General features: G+C 62.5%; 24 protein-coding genes. 7 read left to right on the top strand and 17 right to left on the bottom strand.

Going from position 1 to position 26,684, the window contains the following annotated elements; genetic code table 11:
- Nucleotides 1–137 precede the first annotated feature (137 nt).
- The 9 genes from porG to HHL22_RS11580 all read right to left on the bottom strand — a co-directional run bounded on the left by porG (nucleotide 138) and on the right by HHL22_RS11580 (nucleotide 8,487).
- A complete protein-coding gene (gene porG, locus HHL22_RS11620; protein ID WP_169531439.1) occupies nucleotides 138–902 on the bottom strand; it encodes a type IX secretion system protein PorG in 765 nt (254 codons plus the stop codon).
- A gap of 42 nt (nucleotides 903–944) precedes the next feature.
- Nucleotides 945–1,835, bottom strand: a complete 891-nt coding sequence (locus HHL22_RS11615; protein ID WP_169531438.1) for a DUF6089 family protein — start codon at nucleotides 1,833–1,835, stop codon at nucleotides 945–947.
- Nucleotides 1,836–1,970: 135 nt separating this feature from the next.
- Nucleotides 1,971–2,867 carry an NAD kinase gene (locus HHL22_RS11610; protein ID WP_169531436.1) on the bottom strand — a complete coding sequence of 299 codons (897 nt, stop codon included), beginning with the start codon at nucleotides 2,865–2,867 and terminating at the stop codon, nucleotides 1,971–1,973.
- Between the two features lie 25 nt (nucleotides 2,868–2,892).
- Nucleotides 2,893–4,407 carry a BamA/TamA family outer membrane protein gene (locus tag HHL22_RS11605; RefSeq protein ID WP_169531434.1) on the bottom strand — a complete coding sequence of 505 codons (1,515 nt, stop codon included), beginning with the start codon at nucleotides 4,405–4,407 and terminating at the stop codon, nucleotides 2,893–2,895.
- Between the two features lie 70 nt (nucleotides 4,408–4,477).
- Nucleotides 4,478–5,155, bottom strand: coding sequence for a CBS domain-containing protein (locus HHL22_RS11600; protein ID WP_169531432.1), 678 nt, complete (start codon nucleotides 5,153–5,155; stop codon nucleotides 4,478–4,480).
- 192 nt (nucleotides 5,156–5,347) lie between these two features.
- Nucleotides 5,348–6,124 (bottom strand): alpha/beta fold hydrolase, encoded by a 777-nt coding sequence (locus tag HHL22_RS11595; protein ID WP_169531430.1) that lies wholly within the window; start codon nucleotides 6,122–6,124, stop codon nucleotides 5,348–5,350.
- Between the two features lie 302 nt (nucleotides 6,125–6,426).
- Nucleotides 6,427–6,948, bottom strand: coding sequence for a CvpA family protein (locus tag HHL22_RS11590; protein WP_169531429.1), 522 nt, complete (start codon nucleotides 6,946–6,948; stop codon nucleotides 6,427–6,429).
- A gap of 24 nt (nucleotides 6,949–6,972) precedes the next feature.
- Entirely contained in the window at nucleotides 6,973–7,437 is a 465-nt protein-coding gene (locus HHL22_RS11585; RefSeq protein ID WP_169531427.1) for a GatB/YqeY domain-containing protein, read from the bottom strand.
- A gap of 45 nt (nucleotides 7,438–7,482) precedes the next feature.
- The gene (locus tag HHL22_RS11580) at nucleotides 7,483–8,487 is read right to left on the bottom strand and encodes a hypothetical protein (RefSeq protein WP_169531425.1); all 1,005 of its coding nucleotides are present in this window, start codon (nucleotides 8,485–8,487) and stop codon (nucleotides 7,483–7,485) included.
- A 147-nt stretch (nucleotides 8,488–8,634) separates the two neighbouring features.
- On the opposite strand from HHL22_RS11580, the gene HHL22_RS11575 reads away from it, so the two are divergent.
- The gene (locus tag HHL22_RS11575; RefSeq protein ID WP_169532410.1) at nucleotides 8,635–9,351 is read left to right on the top strand and encodes a pyridoxine 5'-phosphate synthase; all 717 of its coding nucleotides are present in this window, start codon (nucleotides 8,635–8,637) and stop codon (nucleotides 9,349–9,351) included.
- A gap of 6 nt (nucleotides 9,352–9,357) precedes the next feature.
- Here HHL22_RS11575 and HHL22_RS11570 read toward each other — a convergent pair whose 3' ends face one another.
- Complete coding sequence (locus tag HHL22_RS11570; RefSeq protein WP_169531424.1) at nucleotides 9,358–10,200, bottom strand: class I SAM-dependent methyltransferase; 843 nt, start codon at nucleotides 10,198–10,200, stop codon at nucleotides 9,358–9,360.
- Between the two features lie 108 nt (nucleotides 10,201–10,308).
- On the opposite strand from HHL22_RS11570, the gene HHL22_RS11565 reads away from it, so the two are divergent.
- Nucleotides 10,309–11,349, top strand: coding sequence for a hypothetical protein (locus tag HHL22_RS11565; RefSeq protein WP_241738089.1), 1,041 nt, complete (start codon nucleotides 10,309–10,311; stop codon nucleotides 11,347–11,349).
- An 86-nt stretch (nucleotides 11,350–11,435) separates the two neighbouring features.
- Here HHL22_RS11565 and HHL22_RS11560 read toward each other — a convergent pair whose 3' ends face one another.
- The 4 genes from HHL22_RS11560 to HHL22_RS11545 form a co-directional block, all read right to left on the bottom strand.
- The gene (locus tag HHL22_RS11560; RefSeq protein WP_169531422.1) at nucleotides 11,436–13,007 is read right to left on the bottom strand and encodes a DHA2 family efflux MFS transporter permease subunit; all 1,572 of its coding nucleotides are present in this window, start codon (nucleotides 13,005–13,007) and stop codon (nucleotides 11,436–11,438) included.
- A 134-nt stretch (nucleotides 13,008–13,141) separates the two neighbouring features.
- Nucleotides 13,142–14,272 (bottom strand): HlyD family secretion protein, encoded by a 1,131-nt coding sequence (locus HHL22_RS11555; RefSeq protein WP_169531421.1) that lies wholly within the window; start codon nucleotides 14,270–14,272, stop codon nucleotides 13,142–13,144.
- 127 nt (nucleotides 14,273–14,399) lie between these two features.
- Nucleotides 14,400–14,798 (bottom strand): universal stress protein, encoded by a 399-nt coding sequence (locus HHL22_RS11550; protein WP_169531419.1) that lies wholly within the window; start codon nucleotides 14,796–14,798, stop codon nucleotides 14,400–14,402.
- Between the two features lie 127 nt (nucleotides 14,799–14,925).
- Entirely contained in the window at nucleotides 14,926–16,308 is a 1,383-nt protein-coding gene (locus tag HHL22_RS11545) for a TolC family protein (RefSeq protein ID WP_169531417.1), read from the bottom strand.
- 226 nt (nucleotides 16,309–16,534) lie between these two features.
- Between HHL22_RS11545 and HHL22_RS11540 the strand changes: the two genes are divergently transcribed.
- The 5 genes from HHL22_RS11540 to HHL22_RS11520 all read left to right on the top strand — a co-directional run bounded on the left by HHL22_RS11540 (nucleotide 16,535) and on the right by HHL22_RS11520 (nucleotide 24,741).
- Nucleotides 16,535–18,706, top strand: coding sequence for a sigma-54-dependent Fis family transcriptional regulator (locus HHL22_RS11540; RefSeq protein WP_169531415.1), 2,172 nt, complete (start codon nucleotides 16,535–16,537; stop codon nucleotides 18,704–18,706).
- Between the two features lie 86 nt (nucleotides 18,707–18,792).
- The gene (locus tag HHL22_RS11535; RefSeq protein WP_169531414.1) at nucleotides 18,793–20,277 is read left to right on the top strand and encodes a sulfatase family protein; all 1,485 of its coding nucleotides are present in this window, start codon (nucleotides 18,793–18,795) and stop codon (nucleotides 20,275–20,277) included.
- Between the two features lie 77 nt (nucleotides 20,278–20,354).
- The gene (radA, locus tag HHL22_RS11530) at nucleotides 20,355–21,749 is read left to right on the top strand and encodes a DNA repair protein RadA (protein WP_169531412.1); all 1,395 of its coding nucleotides are present in this window, start codon (nucleotides 20,355–20,357) and stop codon (nucleotides 21,747–21,749) included.
- A 240-nt stretch (nucleotides 21,750–21,989) separates the two neighbouring features.
- A complete protein-coding gene (locus HHL22_RS11525; RefSeq protein WP_169531409.1) occupies nucleotides 21,990–23,555 on the top strand; it encodes a TlpA family protein disulfide reductase in 1,566 nt (521 codons plus the stop codon).
- Between the two features lie 163 nt (nucleotides 23,556–23,718).
- Nucleotides 23,719–24,741 carry an SPASM domain-containing protein gene (locus tag HHL22_RS11520; RefSeq protein WP_169531407.1) on the top strand — a complete coding sequence of 341 codons (1,023 nt, stop codon included), beginning with the start codon at nucleotides 23,719–23,721 and terminating at the stop codon, nucleotides 24,739–24,741.
- Between the two features lie 192 nt (nucleotides 24,742–24,933).
- On the opposite strand, the gene HHL22_RS11515 is transcribed toward HHL22_RS11520, so the two are convergent.
- The 3 genes from HHL22_RS11515 to HHL22_RS11505 form a co-directional block, all read right to left on the bottom strand.
- Nucleotides 24,934–25,275 carry a hypothetical protein gene (locus HHL22_RS11515; protein ID WP_169531405.1) on the bottom strand — a complete coding sequence of 114 codons (342 nt, stop codon included), beginning with the start codon at nucleotides 25,273–25,275 and terminating at the stop codon, nucleotides 24,934–24,936.
- Between the two features lie 114 nt (nucleotides 25,276–25,389).
- A complete protein-coding gene (locus HHL22_RS11510) occupies nucleotides 25,390–25,581 on the bottom strand; it encodes a FeoB-associated Cys-rich membrane protein (protein ID WP_169531403.1) in 192 nt (63 codons plus the stop codon).
- Between the two features lie 56 nt (nucleotides 25,582–25,637).
- The gene (locus HHL22_RS11505; RefSeq protein WP_169531402.1) at nucleotides 25,638–26,684 is read right to left on the bottom strand and encodes a TlpA disulfide reductase family protein; all 1,047 of its coding nucleotides are present in this window, start codon (nucleotides 26,682–26,684) and stop codon (nucleotides 25,638–25,640) included.

Here is a 26,684-nt window from a genome sequence, read left to right as displayed (position 1 = left end):
AGTTACGCATAGGGTTGCAGACCCGCCCCGCTTTCTTCTGCGCGGCCCGCTTGCCGGGCCTAGGGCCTGCCATTGCCCGTATTCAGCTAATACCTTCACAGCCAATAGCTTACCAAACCACTACCGTTCGGGCTGGCTTACTTTAGCAGTCGCTTATTGTGCTTGTAGACCGGGGGGCAGAAGATGTGGTAGAAGGTATACGACACGCTTAGGCCGGTGTAATAATACCAGTCCTGGTCGTGCGGGTTTACCAGCAAGGGGTCTTGGTCGCCCAGGTGGTCGAACTGGTCGGTAAAAGTTTTGCGCGCGCCCATCTCGGCGCCTAAGTTGATATGCTCGCTGATGGCCACCTTCACGCCGCCGCCGGCCGGCACCGCGATGCCCGCTTTAGCTCCCTGCCGGTTGAAGTCATTTTGCAAGCCGGTGTTCTCGGTGCGCGTAGTAGTATTGGCGTAGTAGCCCGCCAGCCCGATAAACAGGTAGGGCGTGGCGTGCACCCGGCGGCGCTCCTTACGCTGGTGGTAGTCCAGAAAATTGTACTCCACTACCCCCGATAGCTCTAGTATACTGCCAGTTAGGGTTACTTGCCGGTAGCCTGGCAGGGGCGCCACGCCCCCGTTCACTCCCGTCACGTTGCCATCGGTGGCGCGCAGGGCGCCCGCCGTGAAGGCTCCGCGCAGCGTAATGGGGCTCGAAATATCGCGGCGGTAAAAGAGCGTGGCCGCGGGCCGGCTGTTTTGCCACTGCAACTGCGGCGACACCTCCCCCTTATAGTTGGTTGCGCCCACCCCTAGGCCCAGTTCGCTGGTGGTTTGGGCCACCGCTGGGGCGGGCCTAAAAAGCACGCTCCCCGCTAGCACAGAGCCAGCGAGGAGCGCGTAAGAAAAACGAAATACAGCCATTCGGCAGAGAAATTAACCCAGCTCCGCCGCTGGCAGTAGCCCTTAGCGGAATTTGGGGTTCTTGATGCGGGGATTGAGAATGTAGTTCAGCGAGAAGCCTACTACCGTATACCAGTCAGTTTTACCCTGGCCGCGCTTCACGCCGGCTGCGTCGAAGGTACCGTTGCGGTGGTCTTTGGTAATGCCATAGCCAAAGTACTGCTGGTCGGTCATCGAAGTCTGCGACTGGCCGGGGGTCACGCCTAGGGCCGTTGGGCCAACGTACGTGTTATTCACGTCGTCGAGGTAGCCGGTGAACGTTTTGCGGAAACCAATCTCCAGGGAAGCATCCAGGTTACGGTTGATGCGGTAACGCACGCCACCGCCAAATGGTATAGCCAAACTCACGCGGCTATAGTCTATGCCCTCTGTTTTGAGGGGCTGCAGGTCCGTCCAATTTTGACCGCCATCGCGAGTACCCTGGGGGTTGAAGTAGAAGCCGGCGACCCCACCGAAGAGGTAGGGCACAAAGTCAGGGCGCTTGAGATAGTTATTGCGGTTCTCAATCAGGTCCACAATCATCACGGCCGAAGCCTCGTAGATGTTGGTCCGGAAGTTCACGTTCCGGTTATTGCGGAAGTAAGCATCACCCGTCGTGCTTTGGTTGTCATCATTGGCGGCGATGCGACCCACGGCTAAGCCAAACCGACCCGAAATGCGCGGGAAATAGCGGTGCGTAATGCTAATACCGAGGTTAGGGCGGGTATCACCAAATTTAAACGATGCGAAATTAGTTTGGGGGTTTACGTCACCAAAGTAGTTCATCGCGTTCAGGTTCACCCCAATCGACGTGTACTGCTTGCGCTTAGTAAACTGCTGGGCATCGGCCTGTTGCGTCGTGCCTAGTAGCGCGAGCCCCGCTAGCAAGGTTGAATAAGTGAAAAACTTTGTCATAAAAGGTGTTCTTAGTAAATAAGTAGCTAACCTGGAAAGCCGCGAGGCTATTAGACACGACTTGCAATTAGCGCAAAAGTACGTAACAATTGGAACTAAAAAAATTTAGCTCAACCACGCAGCGTTATAAAAGTTTTACTTCAACGGCAACGAGGCCATGGGGTTACGCCGGTCAAGCCCCCAGTTGAGCTTGCTACGCAAGGTACTCAGGAAATTTATATGGTTCAGCTTAACTAAGCGGGCACTGAAGTTTTCGCGGCGGACGGCCATCTGCACAGTGGCCTCCACGGGCATCGAGCGCGAGTCGAGCGCGAGCAAATAACTGTTGCTGCGGCCCTCGATTTCGAAGGAAATAATGCTTTGGTCGGAAACGATAAGGGGCCGCACGTTCAAATTGTGGGGGCATACGGGGGCGATAATAAAATTGTTGGTTTGCGGCAGCATCACCGGGCCGCCGCAGCTGAGCGAGTAGCCCGTAGAGCCCGTGGGGGTAGATACTACGAGGCCATCGGCCCAGTATGAGTTCAGGTATTCGCCGTCGATGTAGGTGTGCACGGCAATCATGGAGGAGCTGTCGCGCTTGAGAATACTGAACTCGTTGAGCGCAAAATTCAGCTCGCCGAAGATGTCGGGGTCGGTGTCGAGGCGCAGCAGGCTGCGGTCGTCGTAGGTGAAGTGGCCGCGGTAGAGCGCCTCCACCGCCTGCGCGATGTAGGACGGTGCGATGGGGGCTAGGAACCCCAGCCGACCGGTGTTAATGCCCAGAATCGGAATTTGCAGGGCGCCCACGTACGTCACGGTGTCGAGCAGGGTGCCATCGCCGCCGATGCTGAGCACGAACTGCACGCCGCGCAACGAGTCGCCGCGCCGAAAGGTGTCGAGGGGGGGCAGGCGCACGCGCGTGGCCATGAAATCGCGGTATGCTTCGGCCACCAGAATCTCGGTGTCGCGGGCTACCAACTCGTCGAGCAGCGTTTGGATGTAGGGCGTGGCCACGTCGTCGAAGGGCTTGCCCAGAATGGCGATTTTCATAACAAAAGCGTAATGTGCCGAGGCATCAGATAGGAAAGCTGGTGCGCAAGAAAAACCCTAGGGCCGGATAAACGGTGAGGGTGCGGATAAGCTCAAGGCAGAAAACCCGGTCGTAGTACGTGACGAAATGTACCCCTAGGCCTACCGAAGCCAGCAGCTGGCCCGGCAGCAGGTTGGCGGGGGGCAGCGGGCGCGGCACGGGCGTGCCGGTAGTGAGGCCGGCATCGGCGAAGGCATTGAGGTAGATGGCTAGCGGCAAGGTGTTAATCTTGGCGTTGTTGATGAACGGCACGCGCACGGGCGGCGGCGCGAAGGCCCGCCAGCTGAGGCCTTGCTGCACCACCCCGAAGGAGCGGCCTTCTACTACGTAATAATCGTAGCCGCGCACCAAGCCATCGGCCCCCAGCAGGCGGGCGTCGTTTTCGCCCAGTGCCGAGGCAAAGAGCTTGGTGCCCGCGTTGACGCCCCCGGCGTAGTAAAACTGGTGCCCTAGGCTAACGTAGCGAGCATAGCGCACGCGCAGGCTGAGGTAGCCCGGCGAGCGCGGCTGTCCCAAAAACTGCCGGAACCCTACCCCACCTTGCAAAAACTGCCCCGTGAGCGGGTAGGCGAAGGTATTGCGCTGGTTGTTGGTGGTGAAGAACGTGGCCTCCAAGTACTGGCGCTGCTGAAAGCCGAGTAGGTAATCGTAGTTGAGGTTATAGATAAGGTCGCTGATTTGCTCGCGGCGGTAGGCAAAGTCGAACGACGACGACAGCTGCACGGTGTGGCGCAGGCGCAGGCCCGCCGAGGCGTAGAAGCGCTGAATGGGGAAGGCGTCCTCCTCGGCGGCGGGTAGGCTAACGCGCCTATCATTGAGCACATTATAATCGAGGTTGCGGCTTTGGTAGTACGACACGGCCAGCCCTAGGCCCACGCGGCGGCGGCGGCCCAGGCCGGGTGCCTCGTAGAGCAGCTCAAACTTGCGGTTGAAGCCGAACTGTACGTTGGCCGTTAGCTGCTCGGCTCGGCCGCGGAAGTTGGTATCTACCAGGTGCAGGCCATAGTCGAGGCGGTGCCAGCGGTCGGGGCGGGTGCGCCACACGTTGAAATCGTCGGCCAGCGAGAAGATGGGCGTGGGCAGCACGTACCAGCGCTCCTGCACGCTGAAGAGCACCGTGAGCTGGCCGGTGCCGCCGCAGCTGGCTTGCACCAGCACCGCGTGAAACAATTGCAGATTGTAGATGCGGCGGCGGTTGGCTTCGAGGCGGGCGGCCAAGTTATCCACGTCGAGCGAGTCGCCCTCCCGGAAATTTAGCTCGGCGCGCAGGGCGCGCTCCACGGTGCGGTGATTGCCGGCAAACAGGATGGCGCCCACCCGCACCCTAGGCCCGGCCGTGGCACAGGGGCTGATGCGCACCAGCGTATCGGTGGGGGCTACCACCGGGGCCAGGGACCTAGGGTGGTCCTCCAGCTGGCGCAGGCTGTCGGGCGGAGCGGCGGGCCGGGCCGTGGGCTGCTGCGCCCGCGCCGCAGCAGCCAGCAGCAGACCGCCCAGCACCCTCAGCCAGCGGCGTGCCCAAGCGCTGGGCCTCAAGCGGTTTACGCGTAGTTTCACCCTCCCTAGTCCCCTACACGCTCAGGTAGCGCAGTAAGGCGTCGAAGCGGTCCTGCTCGTCGTTGGTGGGCACGGCGGGGCCGCTGAACTGGGCAGTGACGAGGTAGCCGAAGCGTTCCAGGGTAGCCGTGATGCGGCTGAGGCTGTCCACGTTCAGGCGCAGCGTAAGGCGAATGCGGTAGGGGTCGTGCTCGTCGTTGACCACGTGGGCCGACAGAATCTTGGCGTTATTTTCCTCTACGTAGCGGCTGATTTGCGAGAGCGAGTAGTCGCGCTCCTCCATGCTCAGCACCAGAATGCCGCCCTGCCCGGCCTGGCCCGGCACCGCCCCGAAGGCGGCCAGCGCATCGCTCACCGTCACCACGCCCGCGTAGTCCTGCTGCTCGTCGAGCACCGGCACCAGCTGAATCTTGTTTTCCACGGCCACTTCCATCACCCGGTAAAAGTGCTGGTCGTGCTGCACGTGCGCGTTGGCATAGCCTAGGGGCAGCTCGGCCAGTTGCGTGTCCGAGTCTTCGTATTCGGCCAGGTCGCGCTCGGTGATGAGGCCGCGGTAGCGCCGGCCGGCTAGCACCGGCAGCTGCCCCACGTGAAACTCTTCGAGCCAGCGGGCGGCCTTGCCCGCCGTATCGGTGCCCTTGAGGGGCGGAATCATCTGATTGAGTAAATCTTCGGCGAGTAGAGCGGGCATAATAATACGTAGTAATAAGTAGGGAAGCAGCAAGGTAAGCGCTAGGCCGGCCTGGGCAAGTGAAGCTAGCCAGCGGGGCTATTTTTTAGCTGAAGCTCAGCTTTTAACGTGTTGCCCCTTGATAGGAGCCGTCGGCCGGCCCAATGGTTGCCAACAACCAACGGCCACCCCGACTAGTTTAGCGCCCTCCCCCTAGGCCGGCTGCGGGGCGCCGGCCGCCGGGCGCTGCAAAAACGCCTGAAGGTAGCGGTTGAAACCCGCCGGGCGCTCCATCATGGGGGCGTGGCCGCAATGGTCGAGAAAGCGCAGCTCGGCCTGGGGCAGCAGCCGCTCAAAGTCGTGGGCCACCGGGGGCGGGGTAATGGTATCGTTGAGGCCCCACACTAGCAGCGTGGGCACGGCAATGCGGTGCAGCTCGCGGGCCAGGTTGTGGCGCTGGGCCGAGCGCGCAATGCTAATCATGCGCAGGCACTTGGCGTTGGAGTTGGTGACGGCAAATACCTCATCCACCAGCTCGCGGGTAGCCAGGCGAGAGTCGTAGAAGGTGTAGCCCACGCGCTCCTGCACAAAGCTGTAGTCGCCGCGCTTCGGAAACGAGCCGCCCATGCCGTCCTCAAAGAGGCCGCTGCTGCCCGTGAGCACCAGCTGGCTTACCTGCTCGGGGTATTGCAGGGTGTATACCAGCGCAATGTGCCCGCCCAGCGAGTTGCCTAGCAGGGTCAGGGGCGTGGGCAGCTGCAGCTTTTCCACAAAGGTTGTTACGTAAGCCACCAGGCCCGGAATGGACGCCTGCCCTAGGGGCATGGTGGGCACGGGCAGCACCGGAATTACGACGCGGTGCGTGGGGCTGAACTGCCGAATAACGTCTTCCCAATTGCTGAGGGCCCCAAACAAGCCGTGCAGCAGCAGCAGCACGGGCCCCTGGCCTTCATCTACATAGTCGTAGCCGTGGAGGTGCTGGCGCGTCATAGGCAAAGGCAAATAGGAATGGGCAGCAACCCGCGGCGACTGGCGGCATCCAGCCGGGCCGGACGCTGCCCCAACTGCCGAGGGCGCGCAATGTTACAACAGCTAGCCCAATTGGCTGGCCCCCGCCGGGCCTGGGTAGCGAGCCATGCTTCAAGGTGAAAATATCCGCCAAGGGCCAGCTAGAGGGTAGCGCAGGGGTCCTGCTGTGCGGCCGGCCCCGACCAGCGCAGTCAGCGCGGCAGCAGTTGGCGCCGCTGGCCGGGCCTAGGGCTGGCGGCGCTATTCAGGCTTAGGCCACGCGTTTACATCACGGCCTTGAGGCGGGCGAGTAGGTGCTGGGCAAAGGGCAGCACGTAGCCGGTGAGGTGCAGGGCCAGCGGGGTGGCGCGCTGCACCCAGGGCAGCACCACCGAGCCCGCTCGCACGCTGGCCGGCAGCAGCGGCAGACCCGCCAGCGCCGTGCCGTGCAGCAGCAAGCTCAGCCCCAGCAGCCACTTGAGGCCGCCAGCGGCGGCGCCCAGCAGGTTGTCGAGCACCCCGAGGGGCGTGAGGTGCACGGCCTGCTTGAGCAAGCCACCCAGCAAATGCACGCCCCACATAATGGCCACCAGCACCAGCAAAAACGCCACCAGCGGCAGCAGCCCGTGCAGCTCGCCCAGGTAGCCGCGCACCACCGGAATGGCGGTGCTCAGCAGCAGCAGCCCGCCCACCGCGCCCAGCACGAAGGCCAGCAGCGACACCACCTCCAGCACCAGCCCCCGCTGGTAGCCTTTCACCACGCCCACCCCTAGGGGCAGCAGCAAGAGGATATCGAGCGCAGTCATGATTTTTTCTACTTCACAATCAAGCTAGAAGTCCGTGTTGTTCAGCAGCATATTCACCACGTCGGAGATGCGGCGGCCGTCGGCCTGGCCGCTTAGCTCGCGGGCGGCTACGCCCATTACCTTGCCCAGGTCGGAAGGGCCTTTGGCGCCGGTGCGCTGAATAATATCGACCAGTTTGGCCACCAGGTCGCTCTCGGTAAGCTGCTGGGGCAGGTACTCTTCGATGATGGCCAGCTCGGCTAGCTCGGTTTGCGCCAAGTCGGGGCGGGCCTGCTGCTGGTAGGTGGCGGCCGACTCGCGGCGCTGCTTGGCGGCTTTGTTGAGCAGCTTCAGCTCCTGGTCGGCGCTGAGGCCGCTGGCGCTGGCGCCTTCGGCCGTTTCGGCCAGCAAAATCTGCGACTTGATGGAGCGCAAAGCGGTGAGGCGCACTTTGTCTTTAGCTAGCATTGCCTGCTTGATGGCGCCGTCGATGGTTTCTTTGAGTGGCATTCTGGAGTGGGAAAGAGCGGGTTAGCGCGTGAAATTAAGTGCGGGTTAAAGCCCAGCAGTGGTAATAAAGTGCTGCGGCTGGTCAAGGTATACGGCAATACGCTGCGCCGTGCGGCGGATGCCGTAGAAACCAACTACCGTAACCGGCTCGGCAAAGGTCAGCAGCAGATTGGGGCCGGCAAATAGCGGCTTGCTCAGGCCCAGCACGCCCGTGCCGGTGGCGGGGGCTTCGCGCAGCACCTCGGCGGCCACCAGGGCGGCGCGGGGCACGGCCAGCTCCCACACGAACCCCACGCGGAGGCGCAGCTCCTCGGCGCCGAGCAGCACGGGCCGCAGGCGCACGGCCTGGGCATGGCCCAGCAGAAACACCAAGCCATACGCTTCCCCAAACAGCAGCCAGGGCGTTAGGCCAGGGCACCAGCGCTGGGCCAGCAGGTGCACGCAAGTCGCTTCGACTACCAAAACGGCCGCGGCTGTAGCCACGAGCGCCACGAAGCCCGACTCGCGGTAGCTGCTGAAGGCGGTGGCAGTAGCCGGGGCTTCGGGGGCAGCCCACCAGCCTAGGCCCGCGTAGCGCAGCAACGTGATTTCGGTGAGCAGCAACTGGCCCACGGCTCCCAGCGAGCCAATGGCGGCCTGGGCGCTGGGCCAAAAGTGCGGGTTGCGGGCGTAAGCCGCCTGGTAGGCCCGGACGAGGCGCCGCCCGCGGGCCGCCGCCAGGCCTAGGGTAGCCGCTTCGAGCAGCGCGGGAAACAGGCGCAACGGCTGCTGCTGGGTTACTGGCAGCAACCAGGTAGCCAGCGCCACGCATACGCCCAGCACCCCCACCAAGCTGCTCAGGGGCAAGCGGTAGGGCCGCACTACCAGCAAGTAAAACAGTGCGGGCAGGCACACCAGCACATCAGCCGCCACGCCCACCGGCAGCAGGGGGCGCTGGCTAAAATCGGCCCGGTGCGTGATAATGTACTCGGCACCCAGCACCAGGGCGGCCAGCAGCCCAAACAACAGCAGCGGCCCCGAGCGCACGGGCAGGCGAAGCGAACTAGTCATGGGCTGGCTGGTTAAAGAGGCAGGACGGGCGCGGCACCCAGCCGCCCGGCAAAGGTACCTTGCGCCGCCGGCCCACCCCTAGGGCGCCGGGGTCCGCCCCACCCCGCCTACCAAATCTGTGCAATCCGTTTAAAATCCGTGTCACCCGTGATTAAGCTGAGCGTCAACATCAACAAAATTGCCACCTTGCGCAATGCCCGCGGCCTGCACGCGCGGCCCGACTTGCTGCAAGCCGCCCGCGACATCGAGCGCTTTGGGGCCGAGGGCATAACGGTGCACCCTAGGCCCGACGAGCGTCACATTCGCTACGACGACGTGCGCAATTTGAAGAGCATCGTCACGACCGAGCTGAATGTGGAGGGTAACCCCACGCCCGACTTTGTGGCGTTGTGCCGCGAGGTGCGCCCCGAGCAGGTAACGCTGGTGCCCGACGCGCCCGACGCCATTACGTCTAATGCCGGCTGGGACGTGGTGGGCCACCAGGGCTTCTTGCGCGACACGGTGGCGGAGCTGAAGAGCTACGGCTGCCGCGTTAGCATTTTCCTCGACCCCAACCCGACCCTGGTAGAGGCCGCCGCCCGCACCGGCACCGACCGCGTAGAGCTGTACACCGAGGCCTACGCCCGCTACTACCCCACCGACCGCGCCGCCGCCGTGCAGCCCTACCGCGACACCGCTAAAGCGGCCGTAGCCGCCGGCCTGGGCCTAAACGCCGGCCACGACCTAGACCTGGAAAACCTGGCCTACCTAGCCCAACAGGTACCGGGCTTGCAGGAAGTAAGCATCGGCCACGCCCTGGTAGCCGATGCGCTGTACCTAGGCCTCGAAAATACCGTGCAGCTCTACAAGCGGCAGCTGCGGTAGCTTGGACTACAAAGTCCAGGCTACTTCTACCGTAAACTCGGTGGGGTCGGCTAGGGGGTCGGCTTCTTGCAAGGGTAGGCCGCCGGGCGCGTAGAGCGCGCACAGCGTATTGCTTACCTGCGCCAGCTGGCCGGGCAGGCCGGGCGGCAAGCCCGCCAGCAGGCCCGCTAGCACTTCCCAGCGGGGCTGGCCGGGCTGCTGGCTGGCATCGTGCCACACCACCACCGTTTCGGGCCCTACCAGGTGCTCAAACACGCGGGCAGTGTCGCGGCGCACGGCTTCGTAGCGGTGGTCGCCGTCGATAAACACTACACCGAAGGGGCCGGCGGCGCAGTGCAGGGCAGCCAAGTCATAGGTGGCCGAGTTGCCGTGCAGGTGCACCACGTTGGCATGGGCCCGCGAGAAGAAGCCGTGCAGGTTGATGTAGCGCTCGGGCAGGCCTAGGGCGCGCATTTCGGCGGCGCTCAGGTTGAGGGTGTGCACGGTGGCGGCTTCGGCGGCCACGTTGGCCGCGCTTTCGCCGCGCCAGGTGCCAATTTCAAAGTAGCGGCAGCCGGGGCGCTGCCGGGCCAGGGCGCGCAGCAGCAGCAAGTCGGTGGGCAGCGAGCCGCCATTGCCGAAAGCGAAGGGCGCTACCGTGCGCGCCGCCGCGGGTGCCGCGGCGGGCACAAAATGAGCTAGCGGCACCCTAGGCAGCCCGCCGGGCCCCAGGCCCGGCCAGCGGCCAGCGTGGGCGAGGGCGCGGGCTTGCCAGGCCCCCGCGTCGGCCGCCAGCACGGCATTGAGCAGGGCGGGGGTGCGGGCCAGCGCGCGTAGGGCGCGCAGGGCAATATGGAAGCGGGAGGGCAAAGCTGGGGCGGCGGGAGGGTGGAAGGCGGTAGCGGCGCCAAACTTACGGAGTGGCTGGCGGGAGTTCTTGCCCACCCCCACCCTTAACTTGCACTGTCAACTTTCATATTGTCACCTAAACAAGTGCATTTTACTATTTCTTCGGCCGGGCGCGCAGCGCTGGGCCTGGCCCTGCTAGCGGGAGCTACCCTCGCTGGCTGCAACCGCTCGGAGCAGGGCGAAGCTACTACCGGCCAAGCCGACACCGCCGCCAAGGCAGCCCCGGTTGACTCTGCCAAAATCAAGCGCCTGGCCATGCGGCGCGACTCGCTGCGGGCCGACAGCATGGCCCGCAAAACGGGGCAGCTGCCGGGGGCCCTGCTGCCGGGGCACCGCATCGTGGCTTTTTACGGCAACATCCGGTCAAAGGGCATGGGCATCCTGGGTCGCGAACCCAAGGACCAGATGATGCGCAAGTTTGACAAGGTGGTGGCCGAGTGGCAGGCCGCCGACCCCAACCTGCCGGTGCTGCCGGCGCTGCACAGCGTCACCATCACGGCGCAGGGCGCGGCAGGGGCCGATGGCAAGTACCGCCTCATGAACTCGAAAAGCACTATTGAGGAAACCCGCGCCTGGGCCAAGGAAAAGAATGCCATCCTGTTCATGGATGTGCAGGTGGGCCTGAGCGACTTGCCGCACGAGCTGCCTAAGCTGGAAGAATACCTGAAGGACCCAACCATTCACCTGGGCATCGACCCCGAGTTTGCGATGCAAACCAAGGGCGTGCGCCCCGGCAAGAAAATTGGCACCTACGACGCCAAGGATGTGAACTACGCCATCAACTTTCTAGCCCGCATCGTGAGCGAAAACCACCTGCCGCCCAAGCTTTTGATGGTGCACCGCTTCACGCAGGGCATGCTCACCAACTACAAGAATATCAAGCTCGACCCGCGCGTGCAGGTAATCATGGACATGGACGGCTGGGGCAACCCCACGCTCAAAAAGGACTCGTACAAAGCCTATATTGAGAAGCAGCCGGTGCAGTACACGGGCTTCAAGCTGTTTTACGAGTACGACCCCAAGCAGAAGCCGCACCACCTGATGACGCCCGCCGAGGTGCTGGACACAACCAACCTCAACCCGCGCCCCCTATACGTGCAGTACCAGTAGGCGCCGCCGTGGTCTAGGCCCCAGCCACGCAAACAAGGGCTCCCAGCACTGCGCCGGGAGCCCTTTTTTGCGTGTTGCACAGGCGCTTAGTGGGCCGCGTTCAGGTCGACGGCGGCGCCGGGCTTGTTGCGCTTCACCAGGAAGATGAGCGGCACGCAAGCCAGGAAAAACCAACCCAGGGCGTAGAAAATCTGGGTGTAGGTGATGAGTGACACCTGCTTCATGAGGGTGCCGTCGAGGGCGGCGTAGGCGGCTTGCCGCGCCTGGTCCATCGAGAGCCCTTTGTTGATAAAGCTTTGGGTGAAGGCCTGCACCCGCTGGGCGGTTTCGCTATTGTAGAGCGAGATGTTGGGCAGCAAGGCCACGCGGTTGTTTTGGATGCTGCGCTCGAGGTAAGTGCCCACGATGGCCACCCCAAATGAGCCGCCGAGCTGGCGAATCATGCCGGTGAGGCCCGCCGCCTGGCCTGCGTCGCGCCCTTGCAGGCCCGCCAGGCTCATGGTGGTAATGGGCATGAAAATCAGCCCTAGGCCCACCCCGCGGGTGATAAGCGGCCAGAAGAAGTCGCTCTCGCCGGCGGTGGGCGAAATCTTGCTGCCCATCCAGAAGGTGAAGCCGAAGAAGATGGCGAAGCCCACCGGCAGCATGGCTTTTTGCGGCACGCCGGCCATCAGCATGCGGCCCACTACGGGCATCATGAAGCCCGAGGCCAGGGCGCCCGGCAGCAGCAGGTAGCCAGTTTGCTCGGCCGAGAACCCTAGGATGCGCTGCGTGAAGATGGGAAACACGAACACCGAGGCGAACAAGCCGAAGCCCAGCACAAACGAGAGGAACGCGCCTACGGCCAGGTTGCGGCTTTTAGTGAGCACCCGCAAATCCACAATGGGCGCCTTGGCCGTCAGTTCGCGCCACAAGAAGCCGATGACGCCAATGGCGGCCAGGGCCGTGAAGAACCGGATAACGCCGTCGTCGAACCAGTCGTTGGTTTCGCCCTGCTCCAGCACGTACTGCATCGAGCCTACCCCGAGGATGAGGAAGCCAATACCGGCCCAGTCAATGTCGCGCAGCGGCCTTGGAATGGCGTTTTTGATGCGCTCGGGGTCGCGGATGAACAGGATGGTGAAGATGCTGGCCAGGATGCCCACCGGCACGTTCACGTAGAAAATCCAGGGCCAGTCGTAGTTCTCCACGATGTAGCCCCCTAGAGTAGGGCCGATGGTGGGGCCGATGATGACGCCCATACCAAACAGCGCCTGCCCTAAGGGCAGCTGCTTGGGCGGAAAGGTATCAACCAGAATGGCCTGCGAGGTAGCCATCAAGGCCCCGCCCCCAATACCTTGAATGAAGCGGAATGCCACCAACTCCCACAGGTTGGTGCTTTGGCCGCAGGCCATGGAGGCCAGCGTAAACAGCACCACCGATACCAGGTAGTAGTTTTTGCGGCCGAACTGCTCGGCCAAAAAGCCGGTCATCGGAATCACAATCACGTTGGCAATGGCGTAGGAGGCGATAACCCAGCTTACTTCCTGCTGCGTGGCCGAGAGGTTGCCCATCATCTGGGTCAGGGCCACGTTCACAATGCTGGTGTCGATAAGCTCCAGCAAGCAGCAGAAGACCACCGTCACGACGATAATCCACTTTCTAAATCCAGTTTCCATATTATTTTATCAAATAGGAGGCTATAAAGAGGCGGTCATGCTGAGCGAAGCCGAAGCATCTCTACCGCGCCGCCTGGATTGTTCGGTAGAGATGCTTCGGCTTCGCTCAGCATGACCGCCTTTTCGTACTTAACTTACTGCTTCACCGTCACAATCGCGTTCACGCTCATGCCAGTGCGCAGCGGGTGCTCGGGGTCTTCCTTGTTGAGCACAATCTTGACGGGTATGCGCTGGGTTACTTTCACGAAGTTGCCGGTCGAGTTGTCGGGGGGCAGCAGGGCAAAGCGGGCGCCGGTAGCGGCCGACAGCGACTCGATGTGGCCTTCGAACTCCTCGTTGGGGTAGGCGTCAATTTCCAGCTTCACGGGCTGGCCCACCTTCATGTTTTCGAGCTGGGTTTCCTTGAAGTTGGCCACCACCCAAGTGCGAGCGCTGCTCACCAGGCCCACCAGCTGCTGGCCGGGGCTCACTACCTGGCCGGGCTGCACGTTTTTGCGGCTCACGATGCCGTTGGCCGGGGCCACAATGGTGGTATAGCTCAGTTGCAGCTTGGCGTTGTCGAGGTCATTCTGGCGCTGCTTCGCCACGGCTTGGGCCACCGCTACCTGCTGCTGGGCCTGGGCTACCTGCTGCTGTGCGGCCGTTACCTGGTTGCGAGCTACGCTCACCTGGTCCTGGGCGGTACTTTGCTGGGCACTGGTCGATTTCAGGTTAGCCGCCACGGCGTCGTACTCGCTCTGCGGAATGATGTCCTGGTTGCGCAGCTTAGTGCTGCGGGCCAAGTCTTGCTGCAAGCGGGCGCGGTTGGCGGCACTCACCCCGATGGTCGTTTGGGCGGTCCGCACATTGGCCTGGGCAGTCCCCACAGCCGCTTGGGCGGAGCCCACCCCGGCGCGGGCGGCGGCCACCTGGGCCTGGGCGGCGAGCAGGGCCGCCTGGGCAGCATTTACGCGCTGCAGGTAGTCGGCTTGGTCGATGGTTACGAGCGTATCGCCTTTCTTGACGCGCTGGTTGTCATCCACGTACACTTTTAGCACCGGGCCGCTCACGCGGGGCAGCACCGGGTACACGTCGCCCTCTACCTGGGCATCGTCGGTGCTTTCGTGGGTTTCGGCAAACTGGTAGCGGCGGAAGCCAAAGAAGCCCCCCACCAGCAGCACTACCAGCAAAATAATAAGGGGCAGCGGCCCGCGCTTCTTCGCGGGTTCGAGCGGCTCGGCCACGGCGGCGGCAGGAGCGTCTTGGAGGTCGGTTTGGGTAGCCATGTTCTGTGTAAGCTGTGCAGCTGATAGCGGGTAGCTAGTAGCTTTTTTGGAAATGGATTAAAAAATCTTTGGTAACTAAAGTTCTTTGGCGGCAAAAGCTACTCCTAGGGGCTTAGCAGCCAGGCAGCTACTCTCGGACGAGCAGCGTGGGGCAAGGAGCCGTGCGCACCACCACTTCGGCGGTGTTGCCCATCAGAAAGCGGCTGAGGCCCGTTTGGCCGTGCGCCCCAATCACGATGAGGTCGGCGTGCTGGCGGCGCGCTTCGGCCACGATAACCGGGGCCGCTTCGCCGCGCACCAGCTGCGTGCTGACGCGGCTGGCCCCGGCCGCTTCGGCGGCGGCGCGGTGCACCCCTAGGGCCTGCTCTACCTGCAAGCCCGTGCAGCCCGGCACCGGCTGCGGCTCCTGCACGTACAGCAGGCGCAGCTCGGCCCCGGTGCCCACAGCCAGCGCGGCCGCATACGCCACCAGCGCGGCCGAAGCAGCCGAGAAGTCGAGCGGGCACAAAATGGTGGAGAGGGTCATGTTTTTAATGTGGGAGATGTAAGAATGTGAGAATGTGAAAATTGAGAATCGTCGCTGACAGCAGCCGAACGGTCAGGCAGCAGCATTTTTACATTTTCACATTTCCCTGCATTTTCACATTTTCAACTTATTGCCAAATCTGCTCGCCGGTGGCGCGGCGTAGCTGGTACTGCCCTAGGGTGTAGTTGTACATGGCCTGGGCGCGGGCCAGGCGGGCTTGCGCCAGCTGGGTTTCGGCATCGAGCACGTCCAGGTTTTGGCCCACGCCGTAGCGGTAGCGGCCGCGGGCGCGCTCCAGGGCGTCGGTGGCCTGGGCTACCTGCTGCTGGGCGTTGTCGTAGCGGGCCTGGCTAAACTGCATGTTGTTGACCGCTTGGCGCACATCAGCCCGAATTTGCTCTTGCGTATCCTGGGTGCGGGCCTGGGCGGCGCGGTAGTTGGCGGCAGCTTCCACGCGCTGCTTGCGGTTTTTGCCCCCATCGTAGATGGGCAGGCTTAGTTGGGCCACGCCCACCGTGTTGAAGCGTATCCGCTGCAGGGCCTCGGCGGGCGGCACGCCCGGAATGAGGTAGCCGTTTTTGCCGCCCGCCTGCACGCCCACGCCCAGCACGGGCAGGTTGCTTTTGGCGGTAAGCTTGCTTTGCAGGTCGGCGCTCACTTCGGCGTCTTTGGCCAGCTTGGCCTCGGGCCGGTTGGTGGCGGCTTTGGCAAGTTCGCTTTCCAGGTTCACGGCCTGCGGCTCGTAGCTGAGGCGGCCCCGCACCGGCACGTCGGCCTGCTGGGGCTTATGCAGCAGGCGGGCCAGCTGCACCTGCTGGTTCTGCAACTGGTTTTGCAGCTCCAGCTTCTGGTTTTGGGCCTGCGTGATGCGCACGTCGGTGGTCGTCACGTCAAACTTGGTGCTCACGCCGGCGTCCACGCGCTTTTGCATTTCGTTGCGGTGGGCCACCAGCGAGGCAATCTGCTGGTCTTGCACCCGAATGCTTTCGCGGGCAAACAGAATATTGTAGTACGCCTGCGCGGCGCTGAAGGCTAGGTCGCGGCGGGCCACTACGATGTTGTCCTGAGCAGTTTGCACCTGCGAGCGCGACAAATTGGTGGACGCCGCCCGCTTGCCAAAGTCGTACAGCTCGTACTGCGCCGTTAGGTGCGCGTCGAAGTTGTTGTTGGGCGCGAAAGCCAGCGACTCGGTGCCCGGCGCTATCTGAAACTGCGATACCGGGTCGATGCGCGTGTAAGTGGCCGAACCCGTTATCTGGGGGAGAAACCCAGCTTGCGTTTGCGAGAGGCGGCTGTTGGCCGCGTTGGCCAGCTCGGTGAGGTTGGTAACGCCGGGGTTGGCGTCGAGCACTGCCTGCACGGTGCCTCCTAGGGTCAGCGAGTCGCTTACCAGCCCGATGGCCTGGTTGGCGGCCGGAACGCTCGGCTGGTTTTGGGCCAGCGCCGGACGAGCTAGCAGGGCCGCGCCGCAGAACAAACCCAGGCTAGCCAGTTGATTTCGTGATAACATAAGCCGAATGGCGTAGTAGTGTGCCAGCAGCTTACCGAATGTTGTGCCAATGAATTTATTAGTGTTTCTTAATGCCTTATAAAATTAGCTATCAGTATTTTAACTTAAAGTAAGGCACTCCGCGTAGTACACTGCAAAAAGCAAGAATTTCCTTAAATAAAAGGAATTTACTTAAAACATCTAACCGGCTACCGCGTCTTACTTCCTAGGCCATACTCTTTGCTCAATGCCTGCTACCAACCAAGACGAGACGCTGCTGCTGCACCTCAACGAGGCCATCACGACCATTCGGGAGAAGGACCAGCTTTTTCAAATTATCGCCCGCAAGCTGCGCCTGATTTTTTCCTTTGAGATGATGGGCATCAACGTCTTCGACAAGGAATTACTGCACAAGCGTTTGTTTTTCAAGGACTACACTACCGTACCTTCGCCCGAGCCGCCGCCACCCGGCGCCGACCAGTTTACGCCCATCGCCGGCTCGCCGGTTGAGCAGCTGCTGGCTGACCCGCGCATTCAGCACATCGCGCTCAGCGAATACGTGCGGCACTACGCCGATTTTGAGCCGTTTCAGCGGCTGCTGCGCCAAGGCATTCAATATATGACGATGGTGCCACTCTGGCTGAATGGCCGCCTCACAGGCTACCTTATTCTGGCCACCACTCGCCTACCCAGCTATACCCACGACGACGAGGCTCTGCTTGAGAAAATTGCGTCGCTGGTGGCCGTGGCCGTTAATAACTCGCTTGAATTTGAAGAAGTTGCGCGCCGCGAGCAGCAGCGTACGCTGCAGCTTAACGTCACCAACGCCCTGCTCAGCATCAAGCAGCGCGAGCCGCTGTTTCGGGCCGTGGCCGAAGAGCTACGTCAGGTGGTAGCGTTCGACTACTTCGGCATCCGGGTGCGGCGGGCCGAGGCGCGGGGCACCTACGAGGGCTTTGCCGAGTTTGCTCGCCCCGACCACGACCCTAGGGCCCCGCTACTGGCCCTCGACCCCAACCGCTTTGCCGGCCGCGAGGGCGAAATGGCGAGCTACTACAACCAAGTGGCCGACCTGCTAAACCACCCCGGCCTGTACGCCGGCGACGACTACCGGGCGCTGGCCGTGCGCTACCCCGCCATGCGCTACGCCTACGACGAGCACCACGTGCGGGCCATGCTGGTGGTGCCCATCTGGCAAAGGGCCGACGGGGCGGCGGTGCTCACGCTGGCCTCGTCGCAGCCCACGGGCTTTGGGCCGGCCGACCTGGCTACGGTGCAAGCCTTGGTGCCGCAGGTGGCCCTAGCCCTCGAAAACCTGTTTGCCTTCGAGCAGATTGAGGAGCTAAAAGCCCAGGTGGAGCAGGAGCGCACCTACCTGATTGACGAGATTAATACCGACCGGCCCACCGATGGGCTCATTGGCAGCAGCCCGGCCTTGCGGCAAGTGCGCGAGCGCATTGGGCAGGTGGCCGACACCGACGCCACGGTGCTGATAACCGGCGAAACCGGCACCGGCAAGGAGGTGGTGGCCCGGGCCGTGCACCAGGCCTCGCCCCGCCGCGGCCGGGCCCTTGTCAAGCTCAACTGCGCCGCCCTGCCCGCTCAGCTAATTGAGAGCGAGCTGTTTGGCCACGAGAAGGGCGCCTTTACGGGGGCCGTGGAGCGGCGCATCGGCAAGTTTGAGCTGGCCGACGGCGGCACTATTTTCTTGGACGAGGTGGGCGAGCTGCCCCTCGACCTGCAAGCTAAGCTGCTGCGCGTGCTACAAGAAAAAGAATTTGAGCGCCTAGGGGGCAACCGCGTGCTCAAGACCGATGCGCGGGTGCTGGCCGCCACCAACCGCGTGCTGGAGGACGAGGTGCGCGCCGGCCGCTTCCGGGCCGACCTCTACTACCGGCTCAACGTGTTTCCGATTGTGCTGGCGCCCCTGCGCGAGCGGACCGAAGACATTGCGCCCCTGGTGCAGCACTACCTGGGCACCCTCAGCAAGCGCCTGGCCCGCCCGGTGCGCGCCATTCGGCCCGCCGATTTGGTGCGGCTGCAAGCTTACTCGTGGCCCGGCAACATCCGCGAGCTGGAGCACGTGCTGGAGCAGGCCATCATCGTGAGCCGGGGGCCTTGGCTGGAGTTTGGGGGGTTTGCGGCAGCGGCGGCGCCACTGGCGCTGCCGCCGGCCCCAGTTGAAGCTGCTGGGCCAGCCCCGGCCCTAGGCCCCGCCGCGCCCGAAACGCCAGATAACGCGGCTCCCCTCAAAACCCTGCGCGAGCAGGAGCGCGACCATATTTTGCTGGCGCTGCGCCGCACCGGGGGCCGCGTGAGCGGGGCCAGCGGCGCGGCCGTGCTGCTCGACATCAACCCCAAAACCCTGGAGGCCCGCATGAAAAAGCTGGGCATCCGGCGCACGGTGGTGGCCGACTAGGGCCCAGCTGGGGGGCTTATATTGGCGGCCGAAGTTACCAGAGGCCATTTAGCGGGCAGTGGCGGGCAGCTGGCAGTTCTATTCCTATGCGCTATTTCGTTTCTTATGCGTGGCCGCGCTGGCTGAGCGTAGGCGTGGCCAGCTTGCTGCTAGCCGGCCTAGGGCTGGCCGCGCGGCCAGCGCCGCCGCGGCTGGCCCGCCCCAACATCATCCTTATCAACATGGATGATATGGGCTACGGCGATACCGAGCCCTACGGCATGACGGGCGTGCCAACGCCCAATTTCAACCGCCTGGCCCGCGAGGGCACCCGCTTCACGCACTTCAATGCGGGGCAGCCCGTGTGCACGGCCTCGCGAGCGGCCCTGCTAACGGGCTGCTACCCCAACCGCGTGGGCATGGAGGGCGTGCTGCTGCCCTGGGACACCCGCGCCCTCAACCCTCAGGAAGCCACCCTGGCCGCGCAGCTGCGGCGGGCCGGCTACCACACGGCTATGCTGGGCAAGTGGCACCTGGGCAACCGGGCGCCCTACCTGCCCATTCACTACGGCTTCGACAGCTTTTATGGTTTGCCGTGGTCGAACGACATCTGGCCCATCGACCGCGACGGCTTTTCGCGGGTTACCGACCCGAAGGATATGCGCAGCCGCTTCCCCGTACTTACCCTGCTGGAAGGCGACACCCCCGTAGACACCATTCGCAACCTCAACGACCAAGCTACCCTCACTACCCGCTACACCGAGCGGGCCGTGCGCTACATCCGGGCGCACCGGGCCGGGCAGCCCTTTTTCCTGTACCTGGCCCACGCCATGCCGCACGTGCCGCTGGCCGCGTCGGCCCGGTTTAAGGGTAAAAGCCCCCTAGGCACCTTTGGCGACGTGCTGATGGAGCTAGACTGGTCGCTGGGTGAAATTCTGAACGCGCTCGACGCCAGTAAACTGGCTGGCAACACCCTGCTCGTGGTGACGAGCGACAACGGACCTTGGCTGACATATGGCGACCATGCTGGCTCGAGTGGCGGCTTGCGCGAGGGTAAGCAGGTTTCGTTTGAGGGTGGCGTGCGGGTGCCCTGCCTCATTCGCTGGCCCGGCCACGCGGCGGCGGGCGGCATCAGCAGCGAGCTGCTTACCAACATGGACTTGCTGCCCACTCTGCTGGCAGCAGCCGGCGCCCCGCTGCCCGAACGAAAAATCGACGGGGTCAGCTTCCTGCCTTATTTAGAAGGAAAAACGGCGCGGGGCCCGCGCGAGGTATTTTATTACTACTACGACGGTAACGCCCTGCAAGCCGTGCGCTACCAGCGCTGGAAGCTGGTGCTGCCCCACCTAGGGGGAACCTACGCCCAAACGCCGCCCGGCCGGGGCGGCACCCCCGGCCAGAAACCCACCGTGAGCGTGCCCCAGGCCCTCTACGACCTGGCCCACGACCCCGCCGAAGCCTACGACGTGCAAACCCTGTACCCCGACGTGGTGCGGCAGCTGCAGCATTTGGCCGAGCAGGCCCGCGCCGACCTGGGCGACGACCTCACCCACCAGTCGGGGGCGGGCCGGCGCCCGCCCGCTACCTACTAGGCCCGGCGCACGGCCGCTACCCCTAGGCAACTTTTCTGCCTATTTTAGCCTTATTCTTGCGAATAATTTTAGCAAAAATGGCGAAGGCAAGAACGGTTTTTTTCTGCCAGAACTGCGGGGCGCAGTCGGCAAAGTGGATTGGGCGCTGCCCCTCGTGCGGCGAGTGGAACACCTACGTGGAAGAAGTGGTGCAGAAGGAAACCGCGGCCACCACCACCGGCCAGTGGAAGCCCGCCAGCACCGTGCCCGGCGGCAACCTACAAAAAGCCGCTAAGTCGCGCCCGCTGGCCGACATCCGGCACGAAGAAGAGCCGCGCATCCTGACGCCCGACGGCGAGCTGAACCGGGTACTGGGTGGCGGCCTGGTACCAGGCTCGCTGGTGCTCATCGGCGGCGAGCCGGGCATTGGCAAAAGCACCCTGATGCTGCAGATAGCCCTAGCCCTCAAAAACCTGCGCGTGCTCTACGTGAGCGGCGAGGAAAGCGAAGCGCAGATAAAGATGCGCGCCGAGCGCCTGGCCGACGGCCAGCACCCCGGCTGCTACATCCTCACCGAAACCAACACCCAGAACATCTTCCGGCAGATTGACCAGGTAGAGCCCAACGTGGTGGTCATCGACTCCATCCAAACCATGCACTCGACCCTGGTGGAAAGCGGCGCGGGCTCGGTGAGCCAGGTGCGCGAGTGCACCGCCGAACTGCTCAAGTACGCCAAGGAAACCAGCGTGCCGGTGCTGCTCATCGGCCACATCACCAAGGACGGCAGCATCGCGGGGCCCAAAATTCTGGAGCACATGGTGGACACGGTGCTGCAGTTTGAGGGCGACCGGCACCTGAGCTACCGTATTCTGCGCACCATCAAAAACCGCTTCGGCAGCACCTCCGAGCTGGGCATCTACGAGATGCAGGGCACGGGCTTGCGCCAGGTGAGCAACCCCTCCGAAATTCTGCTTTCGCAGCGCGCCGAAAGCCTCAGCGGCATGGCTATTGGGGCCACTTTGGAGGGCAACCGTCCGCTACTGGTGGAGGTACAGGCCCTGGTGACGCCCGCCACCTACGGCACGCCCCAGCGCAGCAGCACCGGCTTCGACGCCAAGCGCCTGCAAATGCTGCTGGCGGTGCTGGAGAAGCGCGCCGGCCTGCGCCTGGGCCAGCACGACGTGTTTCTGAACATCGCGGGGGGCCTGCGCCTCGACGACCCGGCCCTCGACGCGGCCGTATGCGCGGCCGTAGTGAGCAGCCTCAACGATGTGCCCATTCCGGGCGATGTGTGCTTGGCCGCCGAGGTGGGCCTGAGCGGCGAAATGCGCGCTGTGCCGCGCCTCGACCAGCGCCTGGCCGAAGCCGAAAAGCTGGGCTTCCGCGAGATGTACGTGTCGCAGTTCAACGGAAAAGATTTGGCCAAGCGCCCTGGGATGCGTGTGCAAGCCCTAGGCCGATTAGAAGAGGTTTTGCAGAATATTTTTGGATAAAAACAATATAAAATAGGGTACTGCAAATTTAAATGTAGCTGGACTATGCGAATAGGTAAAAAGTGCTTCTGCGAGGTAATTTCAAGCTAATTAATAATAATTAGGGTAGTTGGGAGCGAATGCCAAACGTGCTTTATCTTCGGACCAGCAATTGGCTTTTATTACGAAATCTAGTTAGCGTAGCTGGTGCTTTCTTAGCCGGCCTGCGCGCATGATTTAGCTCCTATTCTATTCCTATTTATGAAGCTACTGTTTACTTGCTTGCTAACGGGGGTACTGTGTGGCGGCCTGGCGCTGGGCAGCCAGGCCCAGACTGCCCCCGCAGCCGGCACTGCTATTGTTACGGGTCACGTTACGGGTTCGGGCAGCGACTCGGTGGCGGTGTCGATTCGCGATAGTCCCTTTGATGCGCAGGAGCGCATCACGTATGCCCGCGTGAATGAGAAGGGTGATTTTCGGCTGAGCATACCCGTAAGCGGCTCAACCAAAGCGGACCTGGTGTATGGCGACGCCGTGGCCGACCTGTACCTCGACCCCGGCACTGACCTCGACGTGCGCTTCAAGAGCGAGGACCTGGCGGGCACTGTCCGATTCAAGCCCAACGGTGTGCCTACCGGTTTCGCTACCAAGCTCCACAACGGCGGCAATCTGACCGACGAGCAGCGCCACCGCCAGCAGATGGCCAACGCCAACACCTACCTGGCCGAATTCGACGCGCAGTTCGTGTCGAACGACGGCTTCCAAGTGCTGCCCGATAATATTCAGCTTTACGAGACGCCCTTTACCTCCTTCCTCGATTACCGCATCAAGCACGAGCGCAACTTTCTGGAGGACCGCGCCGCCAAGCAGTCATTTACTATCGATTTTTACAACTACGCCAAGGCCGAAATCACCTACTCGAACGCCAACGACCGGCTAACCTTCCCCGACCTGCGCGAGCAGGTAGTGAGCACCGAAGGCCGCCTGACGATGACGCCCGACTACTACAGCTTTTTGCGCGAGCCGGGCTTGCTCAACGACCCCACCGCCGCCCAAAACGAGCAGTTTCAGGAGTTTTTGCTGAACTACGTGCACTACCTGGCCGCCCAGCAGAAACACCTGCGCACCGACCCTGACTTTTACCCGGTGTGCTACGCGCTGGCGAGCAAGCGCCTCAACGGCTCCAGCAAGCTCGTTACCCTAGGGCGCATCTTGCAGGAGTCGTTCCGGTTTGGGCACGTGCGCCAGTCGGAAGCCATGCTGGCCGACTTCCGCCTGCTCGACAGTAAGCACCGCTTCGTGGGCACGCTGGAAAGCGACTTTGACCAGCACAAGGCGCTGGCCATCGGCGCCCAAGCGCCCGATTTCAAGCTTATCTCGGCCCAAGGCGACACCATCAAGCTGAGCAGCTTCCAGGGCAAGCTGGTTTATTTGAACTTCTGGAAATCGACCAACGGCCTGTGCTTGCGCGATTTGGCCTATGCCCAGGACCTGAACAAGCGCTTTGAGGGTAAGAACATCGTGTTTGTGAACGTGGCGCTGGATGAACTAGAGATACCCTGGCGCCAGCTGGTGCTGGTGAAGCGGCTGCCGGGCGTGCAGGTGCGGGCCCTAGGGGGCTTCCGCTCGGCCGTGGCCCAGGCCTACAACCTGCACGACGTACCCACCTACATGCTGCTCGGCGAGGACGGCACCATCCTCAACCCCAAGCCCAAGCGCCTGAGCAGCCGCGCCGCCGTCGACGAAATCAACTCCTCCTTTGGCAAAGCCGCCCTCTTTACGTCAGCCCTAGCCCAAATGCCGGGCACTGGCGGCGGGGCCAAGTAAGCGCGCTCTCTACCATAAAACGTCATGCTGAGCTTGCCGAAGCATCTCTACCGAACTATACAGCGCGGTAAAGACGCTTCGGCTGCGCTCAGCATGACGTTTTATGGTAGAGAGCGCGCTTACTTGGCCCAAACCTTTCGGGGCCGCTCGGCTTTCTTTGCGTATGCGCTCTACCCTTCGCGACGGCCTCTCTTTTTTGCGCAAAGCTACCCCTAGGCGGGTGCTCAATGCCGGGCAGGTGGTGGCCAGCTACGCCCTGAGCCGCCTCACGGGCCGGGCCCGCGCCTGGGGCCTGCCGGTGGCGCTGGCCTTCGAGCCCACTACCAGTTGCAACCTGCGCTGCCCCGAATGCCCGAGCGGCCTGCGCTCCTTCACGCGGCCCACTGGCATGCTGCCACCAGCGCTGTTCAAGCAAACCATCGACGAGTTGGCCAGTCGGCTCTGGTACCTGATTTTCTATTTTCAGGGCGAGCCTTATCTGCACCCGCAGTTTCTGGAGCTGGTGCAGTACGCCAGCCGCAAGGGCATTTATACCGCCACCAGCACCAACGCCCACTTCCTGACCGACGACAACGCCCGCCGCACGGTGGAAAGCGGCTTGGACCGGCTCATCATCTCGCTCGACGGCACTACCCAAGAAGTGTACCAGCAGTACCGGGTGGGTGGCAAGCTGGAGAAGGTGCTGGCTGGCACGCGCAACGTGGTGAAGTGGCGCAACGAACTGGGCCAGAGCACCCCGCGCATTATTTTCCAGTTCTTGGTGGTGCGCCCCAACGAGCACCAGCTGGAAGATGCCAAAGCCCTGGCCCAAGCCCTAGGGGTGGATGACGTGTGGTTTAAGACCGCGCAGATTTACGACTACCAGCAGGGCTCGCCGCTCATTCCCACCATCGACTACTACTCGCGCTACGCCAACAACGGCAACGGCACGTACCGCCTGAAAAATAAGCTGGTGAACGGCTGCTGGAAAATGTGGCACGCCTGCGTCGTCACTTGGGATGGCAAGGTAGTGCCCTGCTGCTTTGACAAAGACGCCGAGTATCGCCTGGGCGACGCCCAGCACGAAACCTTCCGCGCCCTCTGGCACGGCCGCAAGTACCAGGGCTTCCGCCAGGCGCTCCTCAAAGGCCGCGACCAAATTGAGATGTGCCGCAACTGCACCGAGGGCACCCGCGTGTGGGGCTAGACCACTGATTAGCGCGGATTTTAACGGATTTCACGGATTTTGTGGACGGCCCGGGGGCCCTCGTCTGGCCCGTACGGTTATAAGGGATATAGGCTAAATTAGAAAAGGCCACCCAGTTGGGTGGCCTTTTTAGGTGTTGCGAATCGTTCACAAAATCCGTGAAATCCGCTAAAATCCGCGCTAATCAGTGGTCTATTTCTTGCCCTTCATTAAGTTTTTACCCAGCGACTCTACTTGCAGGATGAACTGGTCTACGTCCTGGTCGGCGTAGGCGCCGTAGGCTGAGGAGATGGTGCCCTTGGTGCCATCGGCGGTTTCAATGGCGTAGAGAATGGACGTATCGTCGGGGCTGCTTTCGCCTTCAAAGCGGAAGTAGTCAACGATGGTTGTTTCCTCGGGGCTGTAGGTGGCAGCGCTTTGCTCGTCCATGGTGGCCAAGCGGCCATCCTTCACCACAAAATCCTTGGTGTAGCCTTGGCTATTGAGCTTTTTCTCGACCGTCACGAGGGAGGTCATTTCTTCTTTGTCCTGCATGGCAAAAGGTGGTTTGCGTGGGTGGTGGGGCTAGGGGCCAAAAGCAGGCCGCCCCGGCTATACGAGGCCGGGGCGGGTGCGGGTTATGCAGGCGAAATGAATTTACCGAGTAACTCAGGCGTGGCTTTTGCGCGCCTCTATAGTGCGCTGCAAAGCGTCTACGTCGAGGGCGGCCCCGCAGGCCCCGCCGCAGCCCTTGGCGCAGCCAGCCTGGTTTTTAGCGGTAAACTGCTGCCACACCCGCCGGCCCAGGTAAAAGGCGGCGGCGGCGCACAGGGCAAGAATGATAAGCAGCTGAACGTCCATAATAAAAGCAAAACGACGCAGGTAGGCGGAAAGTTTGCCCTAGGGCCAGCGAGTGGCTACAAGCTACCTAAGGCTGCCAGTTTCTTGGTAATATCGTCTACATCATTAGCCTGCGCTACCAGCTTGCCTTGCGGGTCGAGCAGCATATAGGTTGGAAAGGCATTGATATTATAGCCGGTAATAACCGGGCTATCCGTGCCCTTAAGCTCCGAGAGCTGCAGGCCCGGCACCTGGTGCTGGCGGATAGCCTTTTTCCATAGCAGCGCGCTGCTGGAGCCTTCCAGCGCAATACCGATAATAGTCAGCTTGTCGGCATATTGCCGGTGCAGGGCGTTGACCTTCGGCATAGCCTCTATGCACGGATGGCACCAATGCCCCCAGAAATCGAGCAATACGTACTTGCCGCGGTAGGTAACCAGCGAATGCTGGACGCCCGCCGTGTCGGCCATGCTGAAATTGGCCACCGGCTTACCTACCGTGGGCTGGTTGCGAAGAACGGCGACGCGCTCGGCAGCCTGCTGTCCATACCAGCTTTGGCGCACGGCAGGCGTGAGGCCTTGCAGCAGCTTTTCGTACTCGGCTACCGGATAATCAGGTCGGTCGTGCATTTGCCTGCTGAGTAGGAGGGCGCTGGTGCGCACGGCCGGGTGCGCCTTGATGAACTGGCGAGCATCCTGCGCTTGCTGCGACTGGTAAGCAACGGCTGGTTTAGGCGACTTGCTGTAGTCTTTCCACTCCACGGTGCGGTTGTAAGCGCTCAACGCGTTGTTCTCGGGCGTGCCGGTTATATCGAGCTGGCCGAGCTGCTGCGCCGTGCCTTGAATATGCACCTTGCCCGGCTCAACCCAAAATTGCTGAGAATGATAGCCCCCCGACGCCTCACTAAAGATGATGTTGCCCATGCCGTCGTCGGTCGCGGGAATGGATTGCGCAAAGTGGCCATTCACCACCCGAATTGTATCGGTGGAGACTTTGCCTTGGCGAGTGTAGTGATACTCGGCCGTGCGGGTGCCCATGCCGGCGATATCACCCGTTAGCTGGGTTTGGGCAAGGGCAGGGCTGGCTAGCAGCGCGGCCAGCCCTAGGGATAGCAAAGTTTTCAT

This window comes from Hymenobacter polaris, from assembly GCF_012927305.1.
Classification (GTDB): Bacteria; Bacteroidota; Bacteroidia; order Cytophagales; family Hymenobacteraceae; genus Hymenobacter; species Hymenobacter polaris.
Note: the sequence above shows the minus strand (reverse complement) of the source record. Positions and strands in the feature narration are given on the sequence as shown.